We start from the raw sequence: 17,371 nt of genomic DNA on the forward strand, positions 1-17,371 counted from the left end.
ACTAATATTGGTGCCGTTAAATTCATTCTCCGATTACAATGAACCTAATTTAAAATACATAGGTAATATTGTTCATATGTCGAAAAATGGAATTTCACTTAGTATAGCACTGGCGTTCACGTCTTTAGCATCATCGGCAGCGAGCTATGCACCGGATGGTCGTACAAATGCTATGGGTAATGTTGGTGTTGCGACAGCTGATTATTTAGTTGCACCACTGTATAACCCTGCATTAGTGGCTGTTTTTCATGAATCGGATGATATTGGTATTTTATTGCCTGCCATTGGTGTGAATGTGAAGGATGCAGACAGTTCGTTAGAAACAATCATGGATTTACAAGATGCGATTGATGATTATGAAAATAATCCATCTCAAAGTAGTCTAGTTACAATTGACAACTACCTCACTGAGCTAGATGGTAACGCTCCTGTCAATGTGACTGCAGGTGTTGCGTTTGCTATCGCTGTTCCAAGTCATAATATTGCTGTTAATCTATATGGCCGTGGGTATGTTGAAGCTATCGCAAGTATTGATGTTAAGTCTAATTATCAATCGTCAACTGTTACCGTTACAGGTTTTGGTTATTCTGAACTGGGACTTGCATTGGCTAAGCTGTATAACATTTACGGTGAGTCATTCTCATTTGGTATTACACCAAAATACCAGATATTACAGACCTACTCAGATTTAACTAGCGTTAACGATTTTGACCTTGAGTTAGAAGATGCGGACACAGAAGTAACTGCATTTAACTTCGATTTGGGTGCGGTATGGATGAAAAACAATTTCCGTACAGCATTAGTCGTAAAAGACGTGTTAGCACAAGAGATCAAGTCTACAGCGACGGGTTATACTTATGAAATGAACCCACAAGCAACACTTGGTGTAGTCTATTCTACGGACTATTTCACTTTCGGTGCTGATGTCGATTTAACAGAGCAAACACGCTACGTTGAATTAGAAGATAATACACAGTTTGCACGTATTGGTGTTGAATTGAATGCATGGCACTGGGCGCAATTACGCGCGGGCTTCGAGCATGATATGCAAGGCACTATGAAAGATTCTTTAACTGCGGGTCTTGGTATTAGTCCATTCGGTACGTTGAATCTGGATTTTGCTGGTTCTTATGGCAGTGATAATCAAGTAGGGGCTTCAGCTAGCTTAAGCTTCACTTTCTAAGTGAGGGGGCTGTATCGCACAGCCCTTTTTATTATCTAATATTCATCATTTCGAATTAACCGCCGTTAATTAAGCAAAAACCTTCTCAGCCCAGCGGGTTAGACCTTTAGTTACACTGCCAAAATGATCACCAATAATGATTTCACAGTTTGGATAATGCTGTTGGATATATTGGAAGATGATCGGGGATTTCGCCGTACCACCCGTCACAAAGATAACATCAGGGGTTGTTTGTGCTTGGGTAATCGTCTCATCCATTAATGCTTTTATTTTTGTTAACTGTGGCGCATTGGCGAGTTCCAGCGCTTGACGTTCTAGCGCTAAAGTTAATCCGTTTTCAACAAAGCCTAAATCTGCGGTTGTGCTAGGCGCTTCTGATAGTTGCTTTTTCATTTGTTCTGCAAGATTCACCACTTGATACGTCTGTTTTTGTTGTTGTACCTTGAGTAAACGGGTAATCAACTGTTTTTGTTCCGCATTTTTATACAGTTCTTTTAAGCCGATAAGGCTACGCTGACTATAAAAGTCGGTTTGACTGCCGATGTCATTAATCGCAACCGCATCCCAGAAAGGTTTAACTGGCATAGGCAGGCCACTTATTAAGTGCGAGCCTAGACCGAAAAGTGGCATTAATGATTTTTGTGCAAAATGAATATCAAAATCATTACCACCAATACGTTCACCTGAGTAACCTAAAACATGTTTAAAGCGATCACTCAGACCGCAATTATCGGGTCCCATTTTAAGTAATGAACAGTCAGTTGTACCACCACCGATATCGACCACAAGCACAGTTTTTTCTGTTGTTAGACTTTGTTCATAATCAAAACCTGCAGCAAGCGGCTCATACAGAAACTCAATATCTCGAAATCCTGCACGTTGCGCTGCTGTTGTTAATAGTGATAACGCTTGTTGGTTACTCTCTTCGCCTCTAAGGCCTTGGAAGTTAACTGGCTTGCCCATCACAACTTGGGTTATTTGCTTATCTAACTGTGTTTCAGCTTTATGCTTGATATTGCAAATCATCGCGGTAACAACATCTTCCATTAAAGCAAGTTGTAGCGGGCTTAAACTGGTCGCACCCAAGAATGATTTTGGCGATTTTATGTAATAACCTTCTTCGGGATCTTCTAGGTAGGTATCAAGCGCTTCTTGGCCAAAGAATAATTGGTCTTCATAGCCATCATTAATCAAGTTACGGCCAGCTTGGATAGGACCGCGGCGTAATTGCAGATAATTTGGTTTTGCTACTGAGTCAGGTAAGTGACGCGCGACCCAGTTAGGGATCATATTTCGATGCGAAGCATATAGCGTAGATGCTAGATAAGAACTGTTCTGGCCAAGAGAAACAAGTTCTGGGTTGGCATTATTAACATATCCAACAGCACAGTTAGAAGTACCGTAGTCAAAACCGACAAACATAAATCTTTCCAATTAAATCACTCAGCCGCGCATTGTACACTGCTGCGATAAGCGAAACCAGATTGAAATTAGATCTTGTTTAATCGGGGGGCTGATTAGTCATTTAGGCGAATGTAAATAAGACGTAAATATGGTTAAATCTAAACTTTATGAATTTATTTTTGTTTAATGGATTAAGATCATGATAAATACAGTTGAGATTAATACAGCTGATGGTTATCAGCTTGTTGCGAGCGAATTCAAACCGAGCAACAATAATGGCCGCGTTGTTATTATTAATGGTGCAACGGGGGTATTACGTAAATATTATCAAGCATATGCAGAATTTTTATGTACGCGGGGTTTTACGATTATTACTTACGATTACCGAGGCATTGGAGATAGTAAACAAGCAAGCGTCAATGCTAAGCCTGCAAGCATGATGCATTGGGGACAGCTTGATATGGATGCTGTGTTAACTTGGACGCAAGCTTGTTATCCCGAGATGAAAATTTCAGGTGTTGGTCATTCTATCGGTGGACAACTACTTGGCATTACTCCAAATAATAATCGTTATGAATCATTTTTAAATATTGCGGCACAACAAATCCATTGGAAAAACTGGGAACGTAAAGATCAACCATTATCAGTACTGTTCTTTTATTGCGTTTTACCCTTGTTTTATAGTGCGAACAAAGGGTTACCAAAATGGGTGCTTGGCGCTGAATATTTACCACAACAAGTTATTCGAGATTGGAGTCGTTTTGGGCGTAAACCATTCTATACTGATGAACAAGGTAACGAGCTGCACGATGGTTATCATCAATATAAGGGCAATATGCGATTTTATGCTATGGCTGATGACAATCGGTTTGCCCCTCCGAGCTGTGTTAAAGCGCTGCAACGTCATTTTAAAAATGCAGCATCGGATATGGTGGTCATTGACCCTAAACAGGTCGGTATGAAATCGATTGATCACTTTGGTTTTTTTAAACGTTCGATGACAGAATCTGTGTGGCAAGATACATCAGATTGGCTACTCATCTCTTCATAGCGTTGGAGTTACTATTGCTTGCGTGCTAATCTTGCCGAAAATACAATTTATCATTCAAAGTAAGGCCTAGGCTTGGCACAATCCAATATAAAATTTCACCTTCTTGTGATGCTTGCTACTACATTGGTAGCTGGATCATTTCTGGCGTCGGCAAATCTTGCTGGCCTTATTAATCCATTCTCTCTCACCTTATTGCGATTTACTGGCGCGGTTAGTCTATTGTTACCGTTTATTCTCGTGACTAAAAAATGGCGGAATAAGGTATTACGGACTTTACCGCGATCGATGGTTATTAGTTTATTTTATTCCGTGTTTTTTATTTTCCAGTTTGAAGCACTAAAAATAACGACAGCGTTAAATACGGGGACTTTATATACTTTAGTGCCATTTATAACTGCGGTGCTGTGTGTGCTGGTATTTAAAGATAAAATCAAAGTTAAGCAGTTGATGATTTATTTACTTGGCGCCTTGGGGACTTGCTGGGTTATTTTTGGCGGTGACTTGTCTCGATTGGTTGACTTCTCTTTAAACAGTGGTGATCTGTTATTTATTGCGGGTTGTTTTTCCATGTGCTGTTACTCTATTTCGATGAAGCGTCTTTATCGAGGTGATGAGCTAATTGTGATGGTATTCAGTACGTTACTTGGTGGTTGTATCTGGATGGGAGTGGCTCTTTGGTTATCTGGATTACCATTAGAATGGCATTTGATCCAAGGTGAATCTGTATTTTACATGGCATATTTGGTTGTGGGTGCCACACTCATGACAGTATACTTATATCAGAAAACAACGGTCGCATTGGGGCCTACACGAGTAATGGCATACATCTATATGAATCCTGCCGTTGTTGCTTTGTTATCACTATTGGTGAACGGACAAAGCATTAATTTACAAGTTATTCCCGGTATTTTATTGTCAGCTTCTGCGACCTTATTATTGCAACGCCAAGCGAACGTCAGCAAAACCTAGATTGTGTATTCAAGTATTTAGCGTTAAAACAGAGTCAAGATCTTAATTCGTCCCTAACGAAAAATAGAAAAGGTACTGTATGTTTAACACACGCATAAAAACAAAAAAGTTAGAAATCAAAGCGTCGCCCTCGGATCGCGCAAATGATATGCGCGGTATTAATCAGCTTGCGGTTGATGCAGTAACAGGTTTAACTGATATCGTGGAAGCGCTCCATTACACAATTTTAAGTTTGGGCCTTAATAAGCAAGATACACAGCCAAGAACGCGGGGCGTTACGGGACTTGTATATCGTAACATTCGAACGGTAACCGCATTCGTCGGTGACAAAATAGATTTTTCTTTATCTCAATTAGGTTCAGCACTTGGACAGCATGAATCGTCGCTAAACCGTGAAGTTGCGATTTCCATGCTCAATGGTGTATTGGGGGATTATTTACTCGAACGTGAAAATCCTTTGGCTGTGATTATGCAATTTCGGCGTGACGGTAAACCATTATCTGATGTGGCTTTACGTAATTTGATTGAGCAATCTAACGGCAAGATATTGTTGATGGTACATGGGCTGTGCATGAACGATTTGCAGTGGCAAGTTGATGAGCATGATCATGGCATTGAATTAGCACGAGATCTTGGCTACGAGCCTATTTATTTACATTATAATACAGGTCGACATATCTCGGAAAATGGTCGTGATTTATCTTCGCTATTGGAATACTTAGTAGGGATATCTCCGCAGCCCTTATCTTTGTCTATTCTTGCTCATAGCATGGGCGGTTTAGTGGCTCGCAGTGCTTTTTACTATGGAGAAAAAGCAGAACATACTTGGTTGGCTCAAGTAAATAAAATGGTTTTTTTAGGTACTCCGCATCATGGTGCAGCGCTTGAAAAGGGCGGTAATTTAATTGATGTATTACTTGGCTCAAATCCGTACAGCAAACCATTTGCGAAACTCGGTCAAATCCGTAGCGCAGGGATCACTGACTTACGTTATGGTTCGATTATTGATGAAGACTGGCAAGGTAAAGATCGATTTAGCTATGCAATGGATAATAGAGGCACGTTAGCCTTACCTAATGGTGTGCATTGTTATACGCTTGCCGCAGTAAAAAGCAAAGAATCAACAGTTGTTGGTGATGGTTTAATTGGTGATGGCTTAGTGAATGTTGATAGTGCGTTAGGTCGACATAATGATGATTTACTTCATCTTACGTTTCCTGAACACCATCAGTGGATTGGACGCGATATGAATCACATGGATTTATTATATCATCCCGATGTCTATAGAAAAATTAGACAGTGGTTACTGGATCCTTAAAAAGGTTAGTTGTAACGCAGTCGGCATAGAAGAATAATGTGATTGATGTAGAGATATAATGTTATTGGTCCTGAGGATAAACTTGCATGTTATCAATCCTCGGTTATCTGCTATACTGTGCGCCATAACTAAAATTGTGAGTCATAACGACATCACACCAGCCTTATTAGGACTAATTAATGACCAATAACGATATTTTACGCCGTATTCGCTACACTTTTAATTTCAGTGACGACAAAATGATTGCTTTGTTTAAACAAGCTGAAGCTGATGTTACACGTGGCGAAATTAGTGATTGGTTAAAAAAAGATGATGATCCAGCATATGTGCGTTGTAATGATACACAGATGGCGACTTTTTTGAATGGTCTAATTAATGCGAACCGCGGTAAAAAAGACGGCCCACAACCTGAGCCTGAACACGCGATTAATAACAACATTATTTTACGTAAGTTAAAAATTGCTTTAGATCTTAAGAATGAAGATGTTCTTGAATTGTTAGAACTTGCTGAGTTCCGTTTAGGTAAACACGAACTAAGTGCATTTTTCCGTAAACCTGATCACAAACACTTCCGTGAATGTAAAGATCAAGTATTACGTAACTTCCTTGCTGGCATGCAAGTAAAATATCGTTCTGAAGACAAGTAATAAGATTAAATAATGAATAGAAAGAAAAAAGTTGTTTCGACATTAAAGAAAAAAGCTAAAAAAGCCAATGCTAAATTAGCTCCTCATTCTAATAAACCTCGTTATATTTCTAAAGCCGAACGTGAAAAGGTGGCTTTGGAAGCAGACGTTATTCAGAAGGAAGAGGGTATTCAGCAAGCTGGGAAGGCTCAGGAAGAGCAAATTTCGGCAGAATAAATTGTCTTAGCTGAAATGTAAGCATAATAAATATAAAAAGGTATAGCATTTCGCTATACCTTTTTTGTTTTTAGCTTAAAGCTTAAATATAGTGTACTGGTTTCGTCCATTTGCTTTACTCTGATACAATGCGATATCGGCATTTTTAGTCCATGTATCAACAGCGTCTGTAGTCGCGGTAAATTCAGCCATACCAATCGATATTGTTACTTTAATAGTGTTACCATCATCTATGATTGAAATATCCTCAATCGCTTTACGAAGACGATCTGCTAATATCACTGCATCTATTGCTGATGTATTAGTTAAACAAATTGCAAATTCTTCACCACCATATCGAGCAGCAAAATCAGTTTCTCTGACATTATTTCGCATTACTTGAGACACGGCTGCAATCACCTTATCACCTGCAACGTGACCATAGGTATCATTCACATTTTTAAAATGATCGATGTCTAACATCATTAATGTTGATATTTGTTCGTAGCGTTTAACGCGCTTAAATTCGTGATCAATTAGGCTACTCCAATGATGACGATTATTTAATTGAGTTAGGGCATCTGTTTGACTCAAATGTGCGAGCTTTTCATTTGCTTTATCGAGTTGTAAACGGTTAATCGCAATATCCGTTACATCATAAATAATCAAGCTTACGTGTGTTACTTCACCTGTGAGCGATGCTAACGGTATGATTGTCATATTCTGAAACATAAATTCAGAAATACCAGTTACTGGTCGGTAATTATTAAAACGGAAAATATAAGGGCGTTGTTCCCAACTAGTGAATGCGTTATTTTTTAATAAAAATACGGATTCAATTTTACTTCGTAACCATGCTTCAGGTAACTCGGTAAAATGCGAGAATAAATTTGAGTCTTGTACTGTCCTTGGACTTAATCCGCTGTGATTACTCATAAAGCCATTCCAAAGTTGAACTTTAAAGTCTTTATCGAGTACTACAAGACCTGCATCAATAGTTTGCACCATATCCATGATCCAATGAAACTCATTCAATGAATGTTGATTATCCATATTAACAATTCCTTGTAACTGTCTTGTTATTTGATTGGTCTGTAGCTAAATAAATCATCAAAACACAATAAGTTAATCGATGAGGTAAGAAAGACTATTAAGTAAACTCGGTAGTGACTTTTCAGTAAAAAGTAATAACAGATCACATTGCACATCATGGTGCTCAATTTGATAGTTAATTTCAATCGCAACTGTTTTTTGTTTACGGAAGTTATTGGCGTTAATCATCTCTTGTATCGTACTGTGTTGGCCTAGCACAGAAGGATGACCCTGACTAAAGCTAACATTCAGTTGCTGGCTAAACCCTTGCAAAAATGCACCGATAAGGATATTTGCGGTATCCATGAGAATTTCTTTCTCTTGGAAGTTTGAATCTTTGTGCTCAATACCCATTAGTTTAGCCATGTCATCAAAGCTTGAATCATGGAATAGTAGTAATGCTTCACCAGAAATACCTGAACAAATAAAGCCTTGGCACACGGTTGAAATAGACGCTTGTTCAGATGCGGCTGATAATGCCATTGTTAATTCACTGGCTTCAAAGATATTTACATTTGGTACGGGTAATAGAACAAATACATCAAGTAAACGAGCTAATAAATCGGCGGCTTGACCCATAGCTACATTGGCTACTTCCTGCAGTGCATCACGGAATTCAGCTGGTAACTCGATTTCATTACTTAATGTAGGCAAAGTGTCCGGAATTGATTGTATTAAATCTTGTTGTCTTTTTTCAGCGGCATGCTGCGCGACTAATAGTGCTTCTGTTTGAGAAAACTCATCTTTTTCGACAATGCCGTAGTTGATTAGAATTGTTTCTATTTGCTGACTTGTTACCGGTTTTTTGATAAAAGCAAGTGCACCTAATGCTATTACACGTTGATGTGCTTCGGCTTGAATATCACCAGAAACCACAATCACAAGTGCATTAAGTTGTTCTTTTTGAATGGCTTCTAAAACCTGATAACCATCCATGACAGGCATGTTAAGATCGAGGAATACTATGCTACCTTTACCAGCCTTGATTGCATCAATACCTTCGGCACCGTTAGATGCAAAACTCACATCAACATCCCAATAAGGTGGCAGTGTTCTGGCCATTTGTTTACGTGCTAGGTTTGAATCATCACAGATTAGTATGGAGACTGACATGAATATCCTTTTTCATCTTCAGTGAAATAGCAAAGATTTATTACGCAATAATAACGAAAAAAGAGGGGAAGTAAAAGAATTAGAAGAGATATTATTAAAAAATAATGAAAGTTAAACATATTGATTTTCTATATTTGAGCAGTGTATGACACTGCTCGTAGAGATATTTATTGTGGTTTAACAACCATTACACTTATTGAGGCAGAGCTGACAACTCTTGCTGCAACAGAACCGATAACGGCAAGCTCTAATTTAGCGCGTTTGTGGCTCGGCATGACGATTAAATCAGCATTGTATTTATTTGCCGCCTTGATAATTTCTTTGGAAGGTTTGCCTTCCATCATATGTATTTGTGTTGGAATACCACTATCAATATGTTTTTTTGCAAATGCTTGTAATTCGATATGTGCTGATTTACGGATTTCTTGTAAAACAGATGCAGGGAAATGGGCTGAGACCATCGGTAGTTGAGATGTCGGCAATACATTCAATAAATGTATTGTTGCGCCAGAAATTTTTGCAAGTGTGCAGGCGTGCTCGGCAGCTACGTGACTAAAACCTTCTTCGTTAAGGTCAACGGGTAGTAAGATTATTTTATACATAATAAATTACTTATTTAAAGTGATTTGGGTATATATGCAGTGTACTTAGTACACTGCATATATATGTTTCGAGGCCGATGATGCTTATTTACTGTTAGCAATACGACGACGTTGACCAACAGCAATACCTGCAAGTAGTAGTAATGCTGGGATAAACAGGAACTCTTTCGCTGGACGCTCTAACGGACGCTCTACTGCTAGGATATTCCAGTCAAAATCAATACCTGATTTTTCGGCTGGAGAACCAAAACCGACCATATCAACAATCGTTTTTTCGTCTTCAAAGCGTAATTCTAAACCTGTACTTAATAGACGTTCTGCACCGGTGATCGCATTTTCAGCAAAAGGTAGCTGTACAATCTTAGTTTGGAATGCGCCGTCCAAGGTTTCACCTTCAACACGTAAACGTATATCACCACCGTTTGGTAAATCAGCAAGCACTTGTTCAATGTGTTGTGGGCTTACTTCTTCAATCGGTGGATATACCATATCCCACCAGAAGCCTGGGCGGAACAGTGTAAACGTAATTAATAATAATCCGATTGTTTCATACCATTTCGACTTTGTTAACCAGTAACCTTGGGTTGCCGCAGAGAATACTAACATCGCCGTTGTGGCCGAGAAAATTGTCAGTAGTAAGTGAGGCACAGAGTCCACACCAATCAATAATAACTGGGTATTAAAGATAAACATGAAAGGTAAGATTGCGGTACGGATATCGTACATGAAACCTTGGATACCGGTTTTAATCGGGTCTGCTTTTGCAATGGCGGCAGCTGCAAAAGCCGCGAGGCCTACTGGCGGAGTATCATCGGCCAGAATACCAAAGTAGAACACAAATAAATGCACTGCGATTAACGGTACGATCAAGCCATTTTGAGCACCTAGTTCAACAATAACAGGTGCCATCAATGTTGAAACAACGATGTAGTTTGCTGTTGTCGGTAAACCCATGCCTAAGATTAAACTAATGAGTGCAGTAAAGCCCAGCATCAGCATGATGTTACCACCTGAGATGAACTCAACAAACTCAGTCATCACTAGACCAATACCAGTTAGCGTTACCGTACCAACAACAATACCTGCTGCAGCTGTCGCTACACCGATACCGATCATGTTACGAGAACCCGTTACCATGCCATCAAACAGTTCAACAAAACCTGTTTTAACTGCATCTGATATTGGCTGGCTTTGTTTAAAGTAAGCCTGTAATGGACGCTGTGTGATGACAATGAAGATCATAAATATCGTCGCCCAAAATGCCGATAGGCCTGGAGAGAAACGTTCAACGGTTAAACACCAAACTAATACAACAATTGGTAGTAGGAAGTATAAACCTGCTTTTGCTGTTGGTCCTGGTTCTGGTAACTCGAGTAGTTCACTGTCTGGATCATCAATGGTCAGCTCAGGGAATTTGGTCGAGTATTTAATTAACGCGACATAAATTGCAACAGTTGCGACACCTACAATCCAAATTGCGCCTGCACCAAATACATCTTTAGTCCAACCTATACCATAATAAACAGCAAAGCTAAGGACTAGAATTAGGACCACGACAGACATAAACGAGAATAAACTCTGCGCTAATGTCGGCTTGTGGCGACGTGGTAAACCTTCCATCCCCGCTTTACATGCTTCTAAATGCACGATGTAGATTAATGCAACGTAAGAAATAAGCGCGGGTAAAATAGCAGCCTTAATTACTTCAATATAAGGAATACCAACGTACTCAACCATCAAGAATGCAGCTGCACCCATAATCGGTGGCGTTAGCTGGCCATTTGTTGATGCTGCAACTTCTACTGCACCAGCTTTGGTTGCAGGGAAGCCAACACGTTTCATCAACGGTATGGTAAATGTACCAGTTGTTACTACGTTCGCAATTGAAGAGCCTGATACTAAACCACTTAAACCAGATGCAACTACGGCAGCTTTTGCTGGACCGCCACGCATATGACCAAGCAAAGAGAATGCAACTTTAATGAAATAGTTACCGGCCCCTGCTTTATCTAATAGCGACCCGAATAGTACAAATAAGAATACAAATGATGTTGATACACCAACCGCAACACCAAATACACCTTCGGTTGTTAACCATTGGTGAGACATTGTTTTAGTTAAACTTGCACCCTTGTGGGCAATAATGTCTGGCATGTGAGGACCAGCAAAGGTATAAGTCAAAAATACCATTGCCACGATCATCAGTGGTGGACCTAATGAACGGCGAGTTGCTTCAAGTAGCAATAACATACCTGTTACTGCAACTGCAGTATCAAAAGTAATGGGTGCGCCAGCACGATCTGCCAATTCATTATAAAATAGGAATAAGTAAGCCGCACTGAATGCGCCAGCAAATGCAAATATCCAATCCGTCAGCGGTACATGGTCACGCGGTGACGACTTCATTGCTGGATAAGCGGTAAATGCTAAAAAAATAGCAAACGCTAAATGGATAGAACGAGCTTCAGTATCGTTAATAATACCAAAATTTAAAACGAACGGCAGAGGAGAGGCATACCATAATTGAAATAGCGCCCAAATAAATGGCACAATTAACAATATGTTTTTAGCAATACCTTTTGGATCGCGCGCACCAGTATCTGACTGTGCAAGCATCTCCTGCAGTTCAGCATCCATGCTAGTGGTTTGATTTTCTGTTTTAGACATCTGTCCTCCATCATTCTGCGATAGTTTTATCACAAGAAGTGGCTCGGTAATTCGTTAGTAGAATATTAATAATTACAGAACTCTTAATTTAAGAAGGGTTGTACTGCTTATTAGCTTAACTAATCCGTAGTGTAAGAATAGTCAGTAACTTGAGTAAGAGTAGTAAAAATTAAATTATGATTATAAAGCTGAATAATATTTTGATTAGAATATTAAGGGGACAATGTCCCCTTAATATTTTCTACTCGAAGGTTAACTTATTTTAAGCCAACTTCTTTGTAGTATTTAGCTGCGCCAGGGTGAACTGGTGCGCTAAGTGCTGCTGTAGCCATATCTTCTTTTGTTAGCGATGCAAATGATGGGTGTAGACGTTTAAAGGTATTGAAGTTTTCGAATACCGCTTTAGTCACTTCATACACGATTTCGTTAGACATTGATTTAGGTGTAACGATTGTTGCACGCGCACCAAATGTTACAGTGTCTTTTGGTGTACCAGTGTAAGTGCCACCAGGGATAACCACTTGGCTGTAGTAAGGGTTATCAGCAACTAGTTTTTGTACTGTTGCATCGTTAACCGTTACAAGAACAGCGTCACACGTTGTTGTTGCTTCTTTGATCGAACCGTTAGGGAAACCAGCGAAGAATACAAATGCGTCGATTTTGTTATCACAAAGCGCTTGAGATTGTTCGTTTGCTTTTAGTTCTGATGTTAGTGAGAACGCGCTGTTATCCCAGTTGTAAGCTTTCATTACAACGTCCATTGTGCTGCGTTGGCCTGAACCTGGGTTACCTACGTTTACACGCTTACCTTTAAGGTCTTTAAAATCTTTAATGCCTGAATCTTTACGAGCAACAATTGTTAGTGCTTCAGCGTGTAGTGAGAATACTGCGCGTAGATCAGTATAAGCACCTTGATTTTTGTATTGGTTTAAACCTTTGTAAGCATAAAACTGTTGATCAGATTGTGCTACACCGAAATCAAGTTCACCAGCACGCATTGTGTTGATGTTATAAGCTGAGCCACCAGTACTTTCTACTGAACAACGAATGTTGTGCTCTTTACGGTTGCGGTTTACAAATTTACAAATTGCACCACCGGCAGGGTAGTAAACACCTGTAACACCACCAGTACCGATTGTAATAAAGTCACTTGTTTTTGCTGTTGCGATACTTGGCGCAGCAGCTGCTAGTGTTAAACTTGCTACAGCAAGTGATTTTGCAATTGTTTTTGTAATAGACATGTTGTGTTCCTTTTATTAGTCATTAGTCGCTTGTTTTACTTCAGGGCATTCTATGGCCATGAAATTGAATCCGTAAATTCAAGTGGGTGTATTTAATCAGCAAAAATAAATAATGCAATACTTATGATACAGCAAAATAACCCATCATTATCTGTTTGGACCATACTTTGTGACACCGGATTAACAAAAAGCAAACATCCACTTGTTTTGTGCTGATTTAAGCTAAATTCTAGTACACACTGGGCTCTAAGATAGATTTTTTTTATAAAAATACGAATTTGTAAATTCGAAGGGTGCGTTTTTTGACTGATATTAAATTTTGTTAAATCTTCATAACATAACGCAATTATTTTTACTTATCGTTAAATGTGTGAACTTCGTCACTGAATTGATTGGCTGTTATGTGTTCGTTTTATGGTTTTTTCCATTAATAAAATGGTTTAATCCATAACTAAAAGTCGAAAAAATGTTTAAAAGCCTGCATTTTATAGCGTGAAACAACAGGGTTTTCGAGTTTAAAACATATATCAGCCCGTTGTTGGCGTTGTGATAATTTACTGCAATCTAAAATCGAAATAACACCCGCTTTCGGGTATCCACCAATCGTTTGTCTGTCTTGAAGTAGGACAATGGGCAGCCCATTAGCGGGAAGTTGGACACTGCCTAATGCAATGCCTTCTGATGTTAATGTTGCTGGTAGATCGGCAATCATGTTACCTATTAGTTGATAGCCCATACGATTGGCTTGCGGACTTATTTGATATTTATTAGTGAGTAGTTGCTGCTGTTGTTTTGATGTGAGTTGCTGCCATTGATAACAAGGTAATAATCCGAGGGTTAATGGCGCTGAGTAATTTGGAATATAATGTCGTGGAACGGCGATTTGTAGTTGTGATTGTGCTATTGGGCGTTCTAGGGTTTGAGCTGTTATTGGTAAGCGCTGTCCTTCATATAATGGTGTACTCGTTATTTCACTTAGTTTATCACGTATGACGGTACTTCGACTATGGTGGCTCATTTCTGTTTGCAGACCACCGACAATGGCGAGATAGCCACATTTACCTGCTGTTGCTCCACGATACTGAATAATGTCACCGGTCTTAACGTTATGCGTTTGCCAATTAAAAGCGGGCTTGTCATTAATATTAACCCCAAACTCGGCACCACAAATCGAAATTTTTGTATCCGTTAATACACGCAATACCATTAATCCATAATGAATTTCAAGGCTGGCCATATTGCTATCATTACCGAGTATCTTATTTGCCCATAGGTAAGCATGGAGATCGGCTGGACCACCTGATGTGATACCTAAATGTTGATATCCAAAACGACCCAGATCTTGAATTAAAGTATGAACGCCTGGTTTGATAACCTCGAATGCAGGAGTAATATTCATTATGCATCAGCCTTTTGGTGGTAATGGTTAAACTCATCCAGTGAAATCGAACTGAATTTGACTTGGCAGCCAACAGATAATGTATTCATTGTTGCGGGGCTCTGACCTATTATTTGCCAACCACCAGGACTCGATTTAGGATAAATAGCAGTTTGGTTATCTGCAATACCTAGACTACCCGCTGCGACTTGGCCTTTTGGTTTGGCATGCCTTGGTATTTGTATTCGTTTATCAACATCACCCAAATAGGCAAAGTTAGGCATAAAACCAATTGCATAGCAGCTATATATAGTAGAAGAATGGATCTGGATGATGTCACTGATACTCAGTGCTGAATATAGTGATAAGGATTCAAGATCCGGCGCAAGACTTTCGTGGTAACAAACAGGAATCGTGATTAAATTAGCGTTACTGGGAGATACATGATTAGATTTTGGTGATGTTGTATTTAGCAGTGGTTTAACATACGCATGAATTATATCTGCCAGCTGATGCGGTTCAATATTGAGTATATTAAAGCTAACAAGTAATGTTTGATATGAAGGGATAATATCAATAATCACTGTGTTTAAATCTGGGGCATTTTTTAGTTGTTGATTTAGAGTGTGGATCACTGGCAATAGTTGAGTATTATCTGCATCGCTAAAGCGAATCAAAATTGCATCATAACCGATCATATCGAGCTGATACTGCATATCTCACTCCTTGCTTGTAGTTAGTGCTAACTTTATCTGTGCGATGGCTTCGATAGATTGGACGTTATCACCATGAACACAAAGCGTATCAACTTTTAACTTAATGAGATTACCGTTATTACTTGTCACATTACCGTTTTGCGCGAGCTGTATTGCTTGGTTAATAATTTGGCTATGTTCGGTAAATACCGCCCCTGGTAGATTTCTAGGCTGTAACAATCCGTTATCGGTATAACAGCGATCTGCAAATGCTTCAAACAGTAGTGGAACATTAAATTTTGCAGCAAGGGTTTCGCTGCGGCTATTGTCTGCTTGTGACATTAGCATCAGGGGTAAATCGGGACCAGAAGCTGCCACTCCTTTTAAAATCGCAATTAGAATGGCTTCATCTTGCATCATGTCGTTATAAAGTGCACCGTGAGGTTTAACATAACTTAAGGGGATATGCTGCTGATTGCAGAAAGCGGCGAGGGCGCCCACTTGATACAATATAAAGGCTTGAATTTCATTCGCTGTGCAGTGCATATGACGACGACCAAAACCGACCAGATCAGGATAACTAGGATGAGCGCCGACGGCTACATTATAGTGTTTAGCCTGTGCCACAGTTTGCTGCATGATAAGGGGATCGGAAGCATGGAAACCGCAAGCTATGTTCGCCATATCAATATGTGGCATGACCGCTTCATCCATACCAAGCTGCCAAAGGCCAAAACTTTCACCCATATCACAATTCAATTTCACTGGTTAATATCCTTATTAACAAAGTCTTTCTATATATAGAGAAGTATAGGTATTAGTTATTGCAGTAATTATTTGTGATAGCAAGTTTTTTATAGTGAAGGACGCTAATCAAAGATATAAATAAGAGAAGTAGGTCGAGTCAAATGGGTCAGAAAAAGTAGGAAAGCACTGAAAATAATGGATAGCAATCCCCAAATAACGAAGGACTGCATTATTTGGGGGAATGTAGCCAACCGATTATCTGTTTGGTTGTGCTTTAAAGGTTTTACCTGTTTCAGTGACGCTGTCATTACCCATCAAATAAAGATAAAGCGGCATAATATCTTCTGCTGTCACGAGCGTATTTGAATTTTCACCAGGGAAGGCTTTTGCACGCATACCTGTACGCGTTGCACCCGGGTTAATGCAGTTAGCGCGGATACTGGTATTTTCAAATTCGTCTGCAAGGGTTTGCATCATGCCTTCGGTTGCAAATTTTGAAATGGCATATTCAGCCCAGTAAGCACGCCCTTTAACACCGACACTTGATGAGGTGAAAATGATAGATGCTTTTTCTGCTTTTTTCAGTACAGGCAATAACGCACTTGTCATGAACAGTTGTGCTTTTACATTGACCTGCATGACTTCGTCATAGCTCTTTTCATCAATTTGATGGAATGGACCTAACACACCTAATTGACCCGCATTGTTCAATAAACCGTCTAGTTTACCGAATTGCGTATCAATGGTGTCTGCCATGTCTTTATAGTTTTCAACAGTCGCACCTTTCATATCAAGCGGAATAATCGCAGGCGTTGGTGCGCCAAGTGCTTCAATTTCGTCATAAACAGCTTCAAGTTTAGCGACTGTTTTACCAAGTAATATCACTGTAGCGCCATGTGCGGCATAGGTTAGTGCTGCTTGACGACCAATACCGTCACCGGCACCTGTTACTAAAATAGTTTTGTTTTCTAATAGATTTTTTTCTGCTTGATAATCCATTTTCTGGTTCCATATCGACTTATCTGGCAATATTGTAACCTGCAAAGCTTGTAGATGCGATGTTGTAAAT

Annotated in this window: 16 protein-coding genes; 6 read left to right on the plus strand and 10 right to left on the minus strand. The window is 39.5% G+C overall.

Going from position 1 to position 17,371, the window contains the following annotated elements:
* Nucleotides 1-76: 76 nt before the first annotated feature.
* On the plus strand, nucleotides 77-1,183 hold the full coding sequence (locus BT797_RS04770; RefSeq protein ID WP_075471217.1) for a conjugal transfer protein TraF: 1,107 nt from the start codon (nucleotides 77-79) through the stop codon (nucleotides 1,181-1,183).
* Between the two features lie 69 nt (nucleotides 1,184-1,252).
* Here the strand turns inward: BT797_RS04770 and yegD are convergent, their stop codons facing one another.
* Nucleotides 1,253-2,605 (minus strand): molecular chaperone, encoded by a 1,353-nt coding sequence (gene yegD, locus BT797_RS04775; protein WP_045109684.1) that lies wholly within the window; start codon nucleotides 2,603-2,605, stop codon nucleotides 1,253-1,255.
* A gap of 181 nt (nucleotides 2,606-2,786) precedes the next feature.
* Between yegD and BT797_RS04780 the strand changes: the two genes are divergently transcribed.
* The 5 genes from BT797_RS04780 (at nucleotide 2,787) to BT797_RS04800 (ending at nucleotide 6,788) form a co-directional block, all read left to right on the plus strand.
* Nucleotides 2,787-3,638 (plus strand): alpha/beta hydrolase family protein, encoded by an 852-nt coding sequence (locus BT797_RS04780; RefSeq protein ID WP_075471218.1) that lies wholly within the window; start codon nucleotides 2,787-2,789, stop codon nucleotides 3,636-3,638.
* Between the two features lie 72 nt (nucleotides 3,639-3,710).
* Nucleotides 3,711-4,607 (plus strand): DMT family transporter, encoded by an 897-nt coding sequence (locus BT797_RS04785; RefSeq protein WP_082276009.1) that lies wholly within the window; start codon nucleotides 3,711-3,713, stop codon nucleotides 4,605-4,607.
* A gap of 79 nt (nucleotides 4,608-4,686) precedes the next feature.
* Nucleotides 4,687-5,925: a PGAP1-like alpha/beta domain-containing protein gene (locus BT797_RS04790; protein ID WP_045109686.1), complete on the plus strand. Its 1,239-nt coding sequence runs from the start codon at nucleotides 4,687-4,689 to the stop codon at nucleotides 5,923-5,925.
* A gap of 179 nt (nucleotides 5,926-6,104) precedes the next feature.
* Entirely contained in the window at nucleotides 6,105-6,572 is a 468-nt protein-coding gene (locus BT797_RS04795) for a YehS family protein (RefSeq protein WP_045109687.1), read from the plus strand.
* Nucleotides 6,573-6,584: 12 nt separating this feature from the next.
* Nucleotides 6,585-6,788 (plus strand): DUF2986 domain-containing protein, encoded by a 204-nt coding sequence (locus tag BT797_RS04800; protein ID WP_045109688.1) that lies wholly within the window; start codon nucleotides 6,585-6,587, stop codon nucleotides 6,786-6,788.
* A 75-nt stretch (nucleotides 6,789-6,863) separates the two neighbouring features.
* Here BT797_RS04800 and BT797_RS04805 read toward each other — a convergent pair whose 3' ends face one another.
* From BT797_RS04805 to BT797_RS04845, 9 genes are all read right to left on the minus strand, one after another.
* Nucleotides 6,864-7,820, minus strand: coding sequence for a GGDEF domain-containing protein (locus BT797_RS04805; protein WP_075471219.1), 957 nt, complete (start codon nucleotides 7,818-7,820; stop codon nucleotides 6,864-6,866).
* Nucleotides 7,821-7,892: 72 nt separating this feature from the next.
* Nucleotides 7,893-8,972 carry a response regulator gene (locus BT797_RS04810; protein ID WP_045109690.1) on the minus strand — a complete coding sequence of 360 codons (1,080 nt, stop codon included), beginning with the start codon at nucleotides 8,970-8,972 and terminating at the stop codon, nucleotides 7,893-7,895.
* A 167-nt stretch (nucleotides 8,973-9,139) separates the two neighbouring features.
* Nucleotides 9,140-9,574 carry a universal stress protein gene (locus BT797_RS04815; RefSeq protein ID WP_045109691.1) on the minus strand — a complete coding sequence of 145 codons (435 nt, stop codon included), beginning with the start codon at nucleotides 9,572-9,574 and terminating at the stop codon, nucleotides 9,140-9,142.
* Between the two features lie 84 nt (nucleotides 9,575-9,658).
* Nucleotides 9,659-12,241, minus strand: a complete 2,583-nt coding sequence (locus BT797_RS04820; protein ID WP_075471220.1) for a TRAP transporter permease — start codon at nucleotides 12,239-12,241, stop codon at nucleotides 9,659-9,661.
* Nucleotides 12,242-12,498: 257 nt separating this feature from the next.
* Nucleotides 12,499-13,482, minus strand: coding sequence for a TAXI family TRAP transporter solute-binding subunit (locus tag BT797_RS04825; protein WP_045109693.1), 984 nt, complete (start codon nucleotides 13,480-13,482; stop codon nucleotides 12,499-12,501).
* 451 nt (nucleotides 13,483-13,933) lie between these two features.
* Nucleotides 13,934-14,881: a 5-oxoprolinase subunit C family protein gene (locus BT797_RS04830; protein ID WP_075471221.1), complete on the minus strand. Its 948-nt coding sequence runs from the start codon at nucleotides 14,879-14,881 to the stop codon at nucleotides 13,934-13,936.
* Nucleotides 14,881-15,576, minus strand: a complete 696-nt coding sequence (locus BT797_RS04835; protein ID WP_045109695.1) for a 5-oxoprolinase subunit B family protein — start codon at nucleotides 15,574-15,576, stop codon at nucleotides 14,881-14,883. The genes BT797_RS04830 and BT797_RS04835 overlap by 1 nt, the downstream gene beginning before the upstream one ends.
* Nucleotides 15,577-15,579: 3 nt before the next feature.
* Complete coding sequence (locus BT797_RS04840; RefSeq protein ID WP_075471222.1) at nucleotides 15,580-16,320, minus strand: 5-oxoprolinase subunit PxpA; 741 nt, start codon at nucleotides 16,318-16,320, stop codon at nucleotides 15,580-15,582.
* A 237-nt stretch (nucleotides 16,321-16,557) separates the two neighbouring features.
* Nucleotides 16,558-17,301, minus strand: a complete 744-nt coding sequence (locus BT797_RS04845) for a YciK family oxidoreductase (protein ID WP_045109697.1) — start codon at nucleotides 17,299-17,301, stop codon at nucleotides 16,558-16,560.
* Between the last annotated feature and the right edge of the window lie 70 nt (nucleotides 17,302-17,371).

This window comes from Moritella viscosa, from assembly GCF_900120065.1.
Taxonomy (GTDB): Bacteria; Pseudomonadota; Gammaproteobacteria; order Enterobacterales; family Moritellaceae; genus Moritella; species Moritella viscosa.

Bases quoted from the DNA above. Each gene is read 5' to 3' on its own strand.
- BT797_RS04845 (WP_045109697.1), bottom strand. From the start codon at position 17,301: ATGGATTATCAAGCAGAAAAAAATCTATTAGAAAACAAAACTATTTTA.
- BT797_RS04795 (WP_045109687.1), top strand. From the start codon at position 6,105: ATGACCAATAACGATATTTTACGCCGTATTCGCTACACTTTTAATTTC.
- yegD (WP_045109684.1), bottom strand. From the start codon at position 2,605: ATGTTTGTCGGTTTTGACTACGGTACTTCTAACTGTGCTGTTGGATAT.
- BT797_RS04815 (WP_045109691.1), bottom strand. From the start codon at position 9,574: ATGTATAAAATAATCTTACTACCCGTTGACCTTAACGAAGAAGGTTTT.
- BT797_RS04800 (WP_045109688.1), top strand. From the start codon at position 6,585: ATGAATAGAAAGAAAAAAGTTGTTTCGACATTAAAGAAAAAAGCTAAA.
- BT797_RS04805 (WP_075471219.1), bottom strand. From the start codon at position 7,820: ATGGATAATCAACATTCATTGAATGAGTTTCATTGGATCATGGATATG.
- BT797_RS04810 (WP_045109690.1), bottom strand. From the start codon at position 8,972: ATGTCAGTCTCCATACTAATCTGTGATGATTCAAACCTAGCACGTAAA.
- BT797_RS04780 (WP_075471218.1), top strand. From the start codon at position 2,787: ATGATAAATACAGTTGAGATTAATACAGCTGATGGTTATCAGCTTGTT.
- BT797_RS04770 (WP_075471217.1), top strand. From the start codon at position 77: ATGTCGAAAAATGGAATTTCACTTAGTATAGCACTGGCGTTCACGTCT.
- BT797_RS04825 (WP_045109693.1), bottom strand. From the start codon at position 13,482: ATGTCTATTACAAAAACAATTGCAAAATCACTTGCTGTAGCAAGTTTA.
- BT797_RS04790 (WP_045109686.1), top strand. From the start codon at position 4,687: ATGTTTAACACACGCATAAAAACAAAAAAGTTAGAAATCAAAGCGTCG.
- BT797_RS04835 (WP_045109695.1), bottom strand. From the start codon at position 15,576: ATGCAGTATCAGCTCGATATGATCGGTTATGATGCAATTTTGATTCGC.
- BT797_RS04820 (WP_075471220.1), bottom strand. From the start codon at position 12,241: ATGTCTAAAACAGAAAATCAAACCACTAGCATGGATGCTGAACTGCAG.
- BT797_RS04830 (WP_075471221.1), bottom strand. From the start codon at position 14,881: ATGAATATTACTCCTGCATTCGAGGTTATCAAACCAGGCGTTCATACT.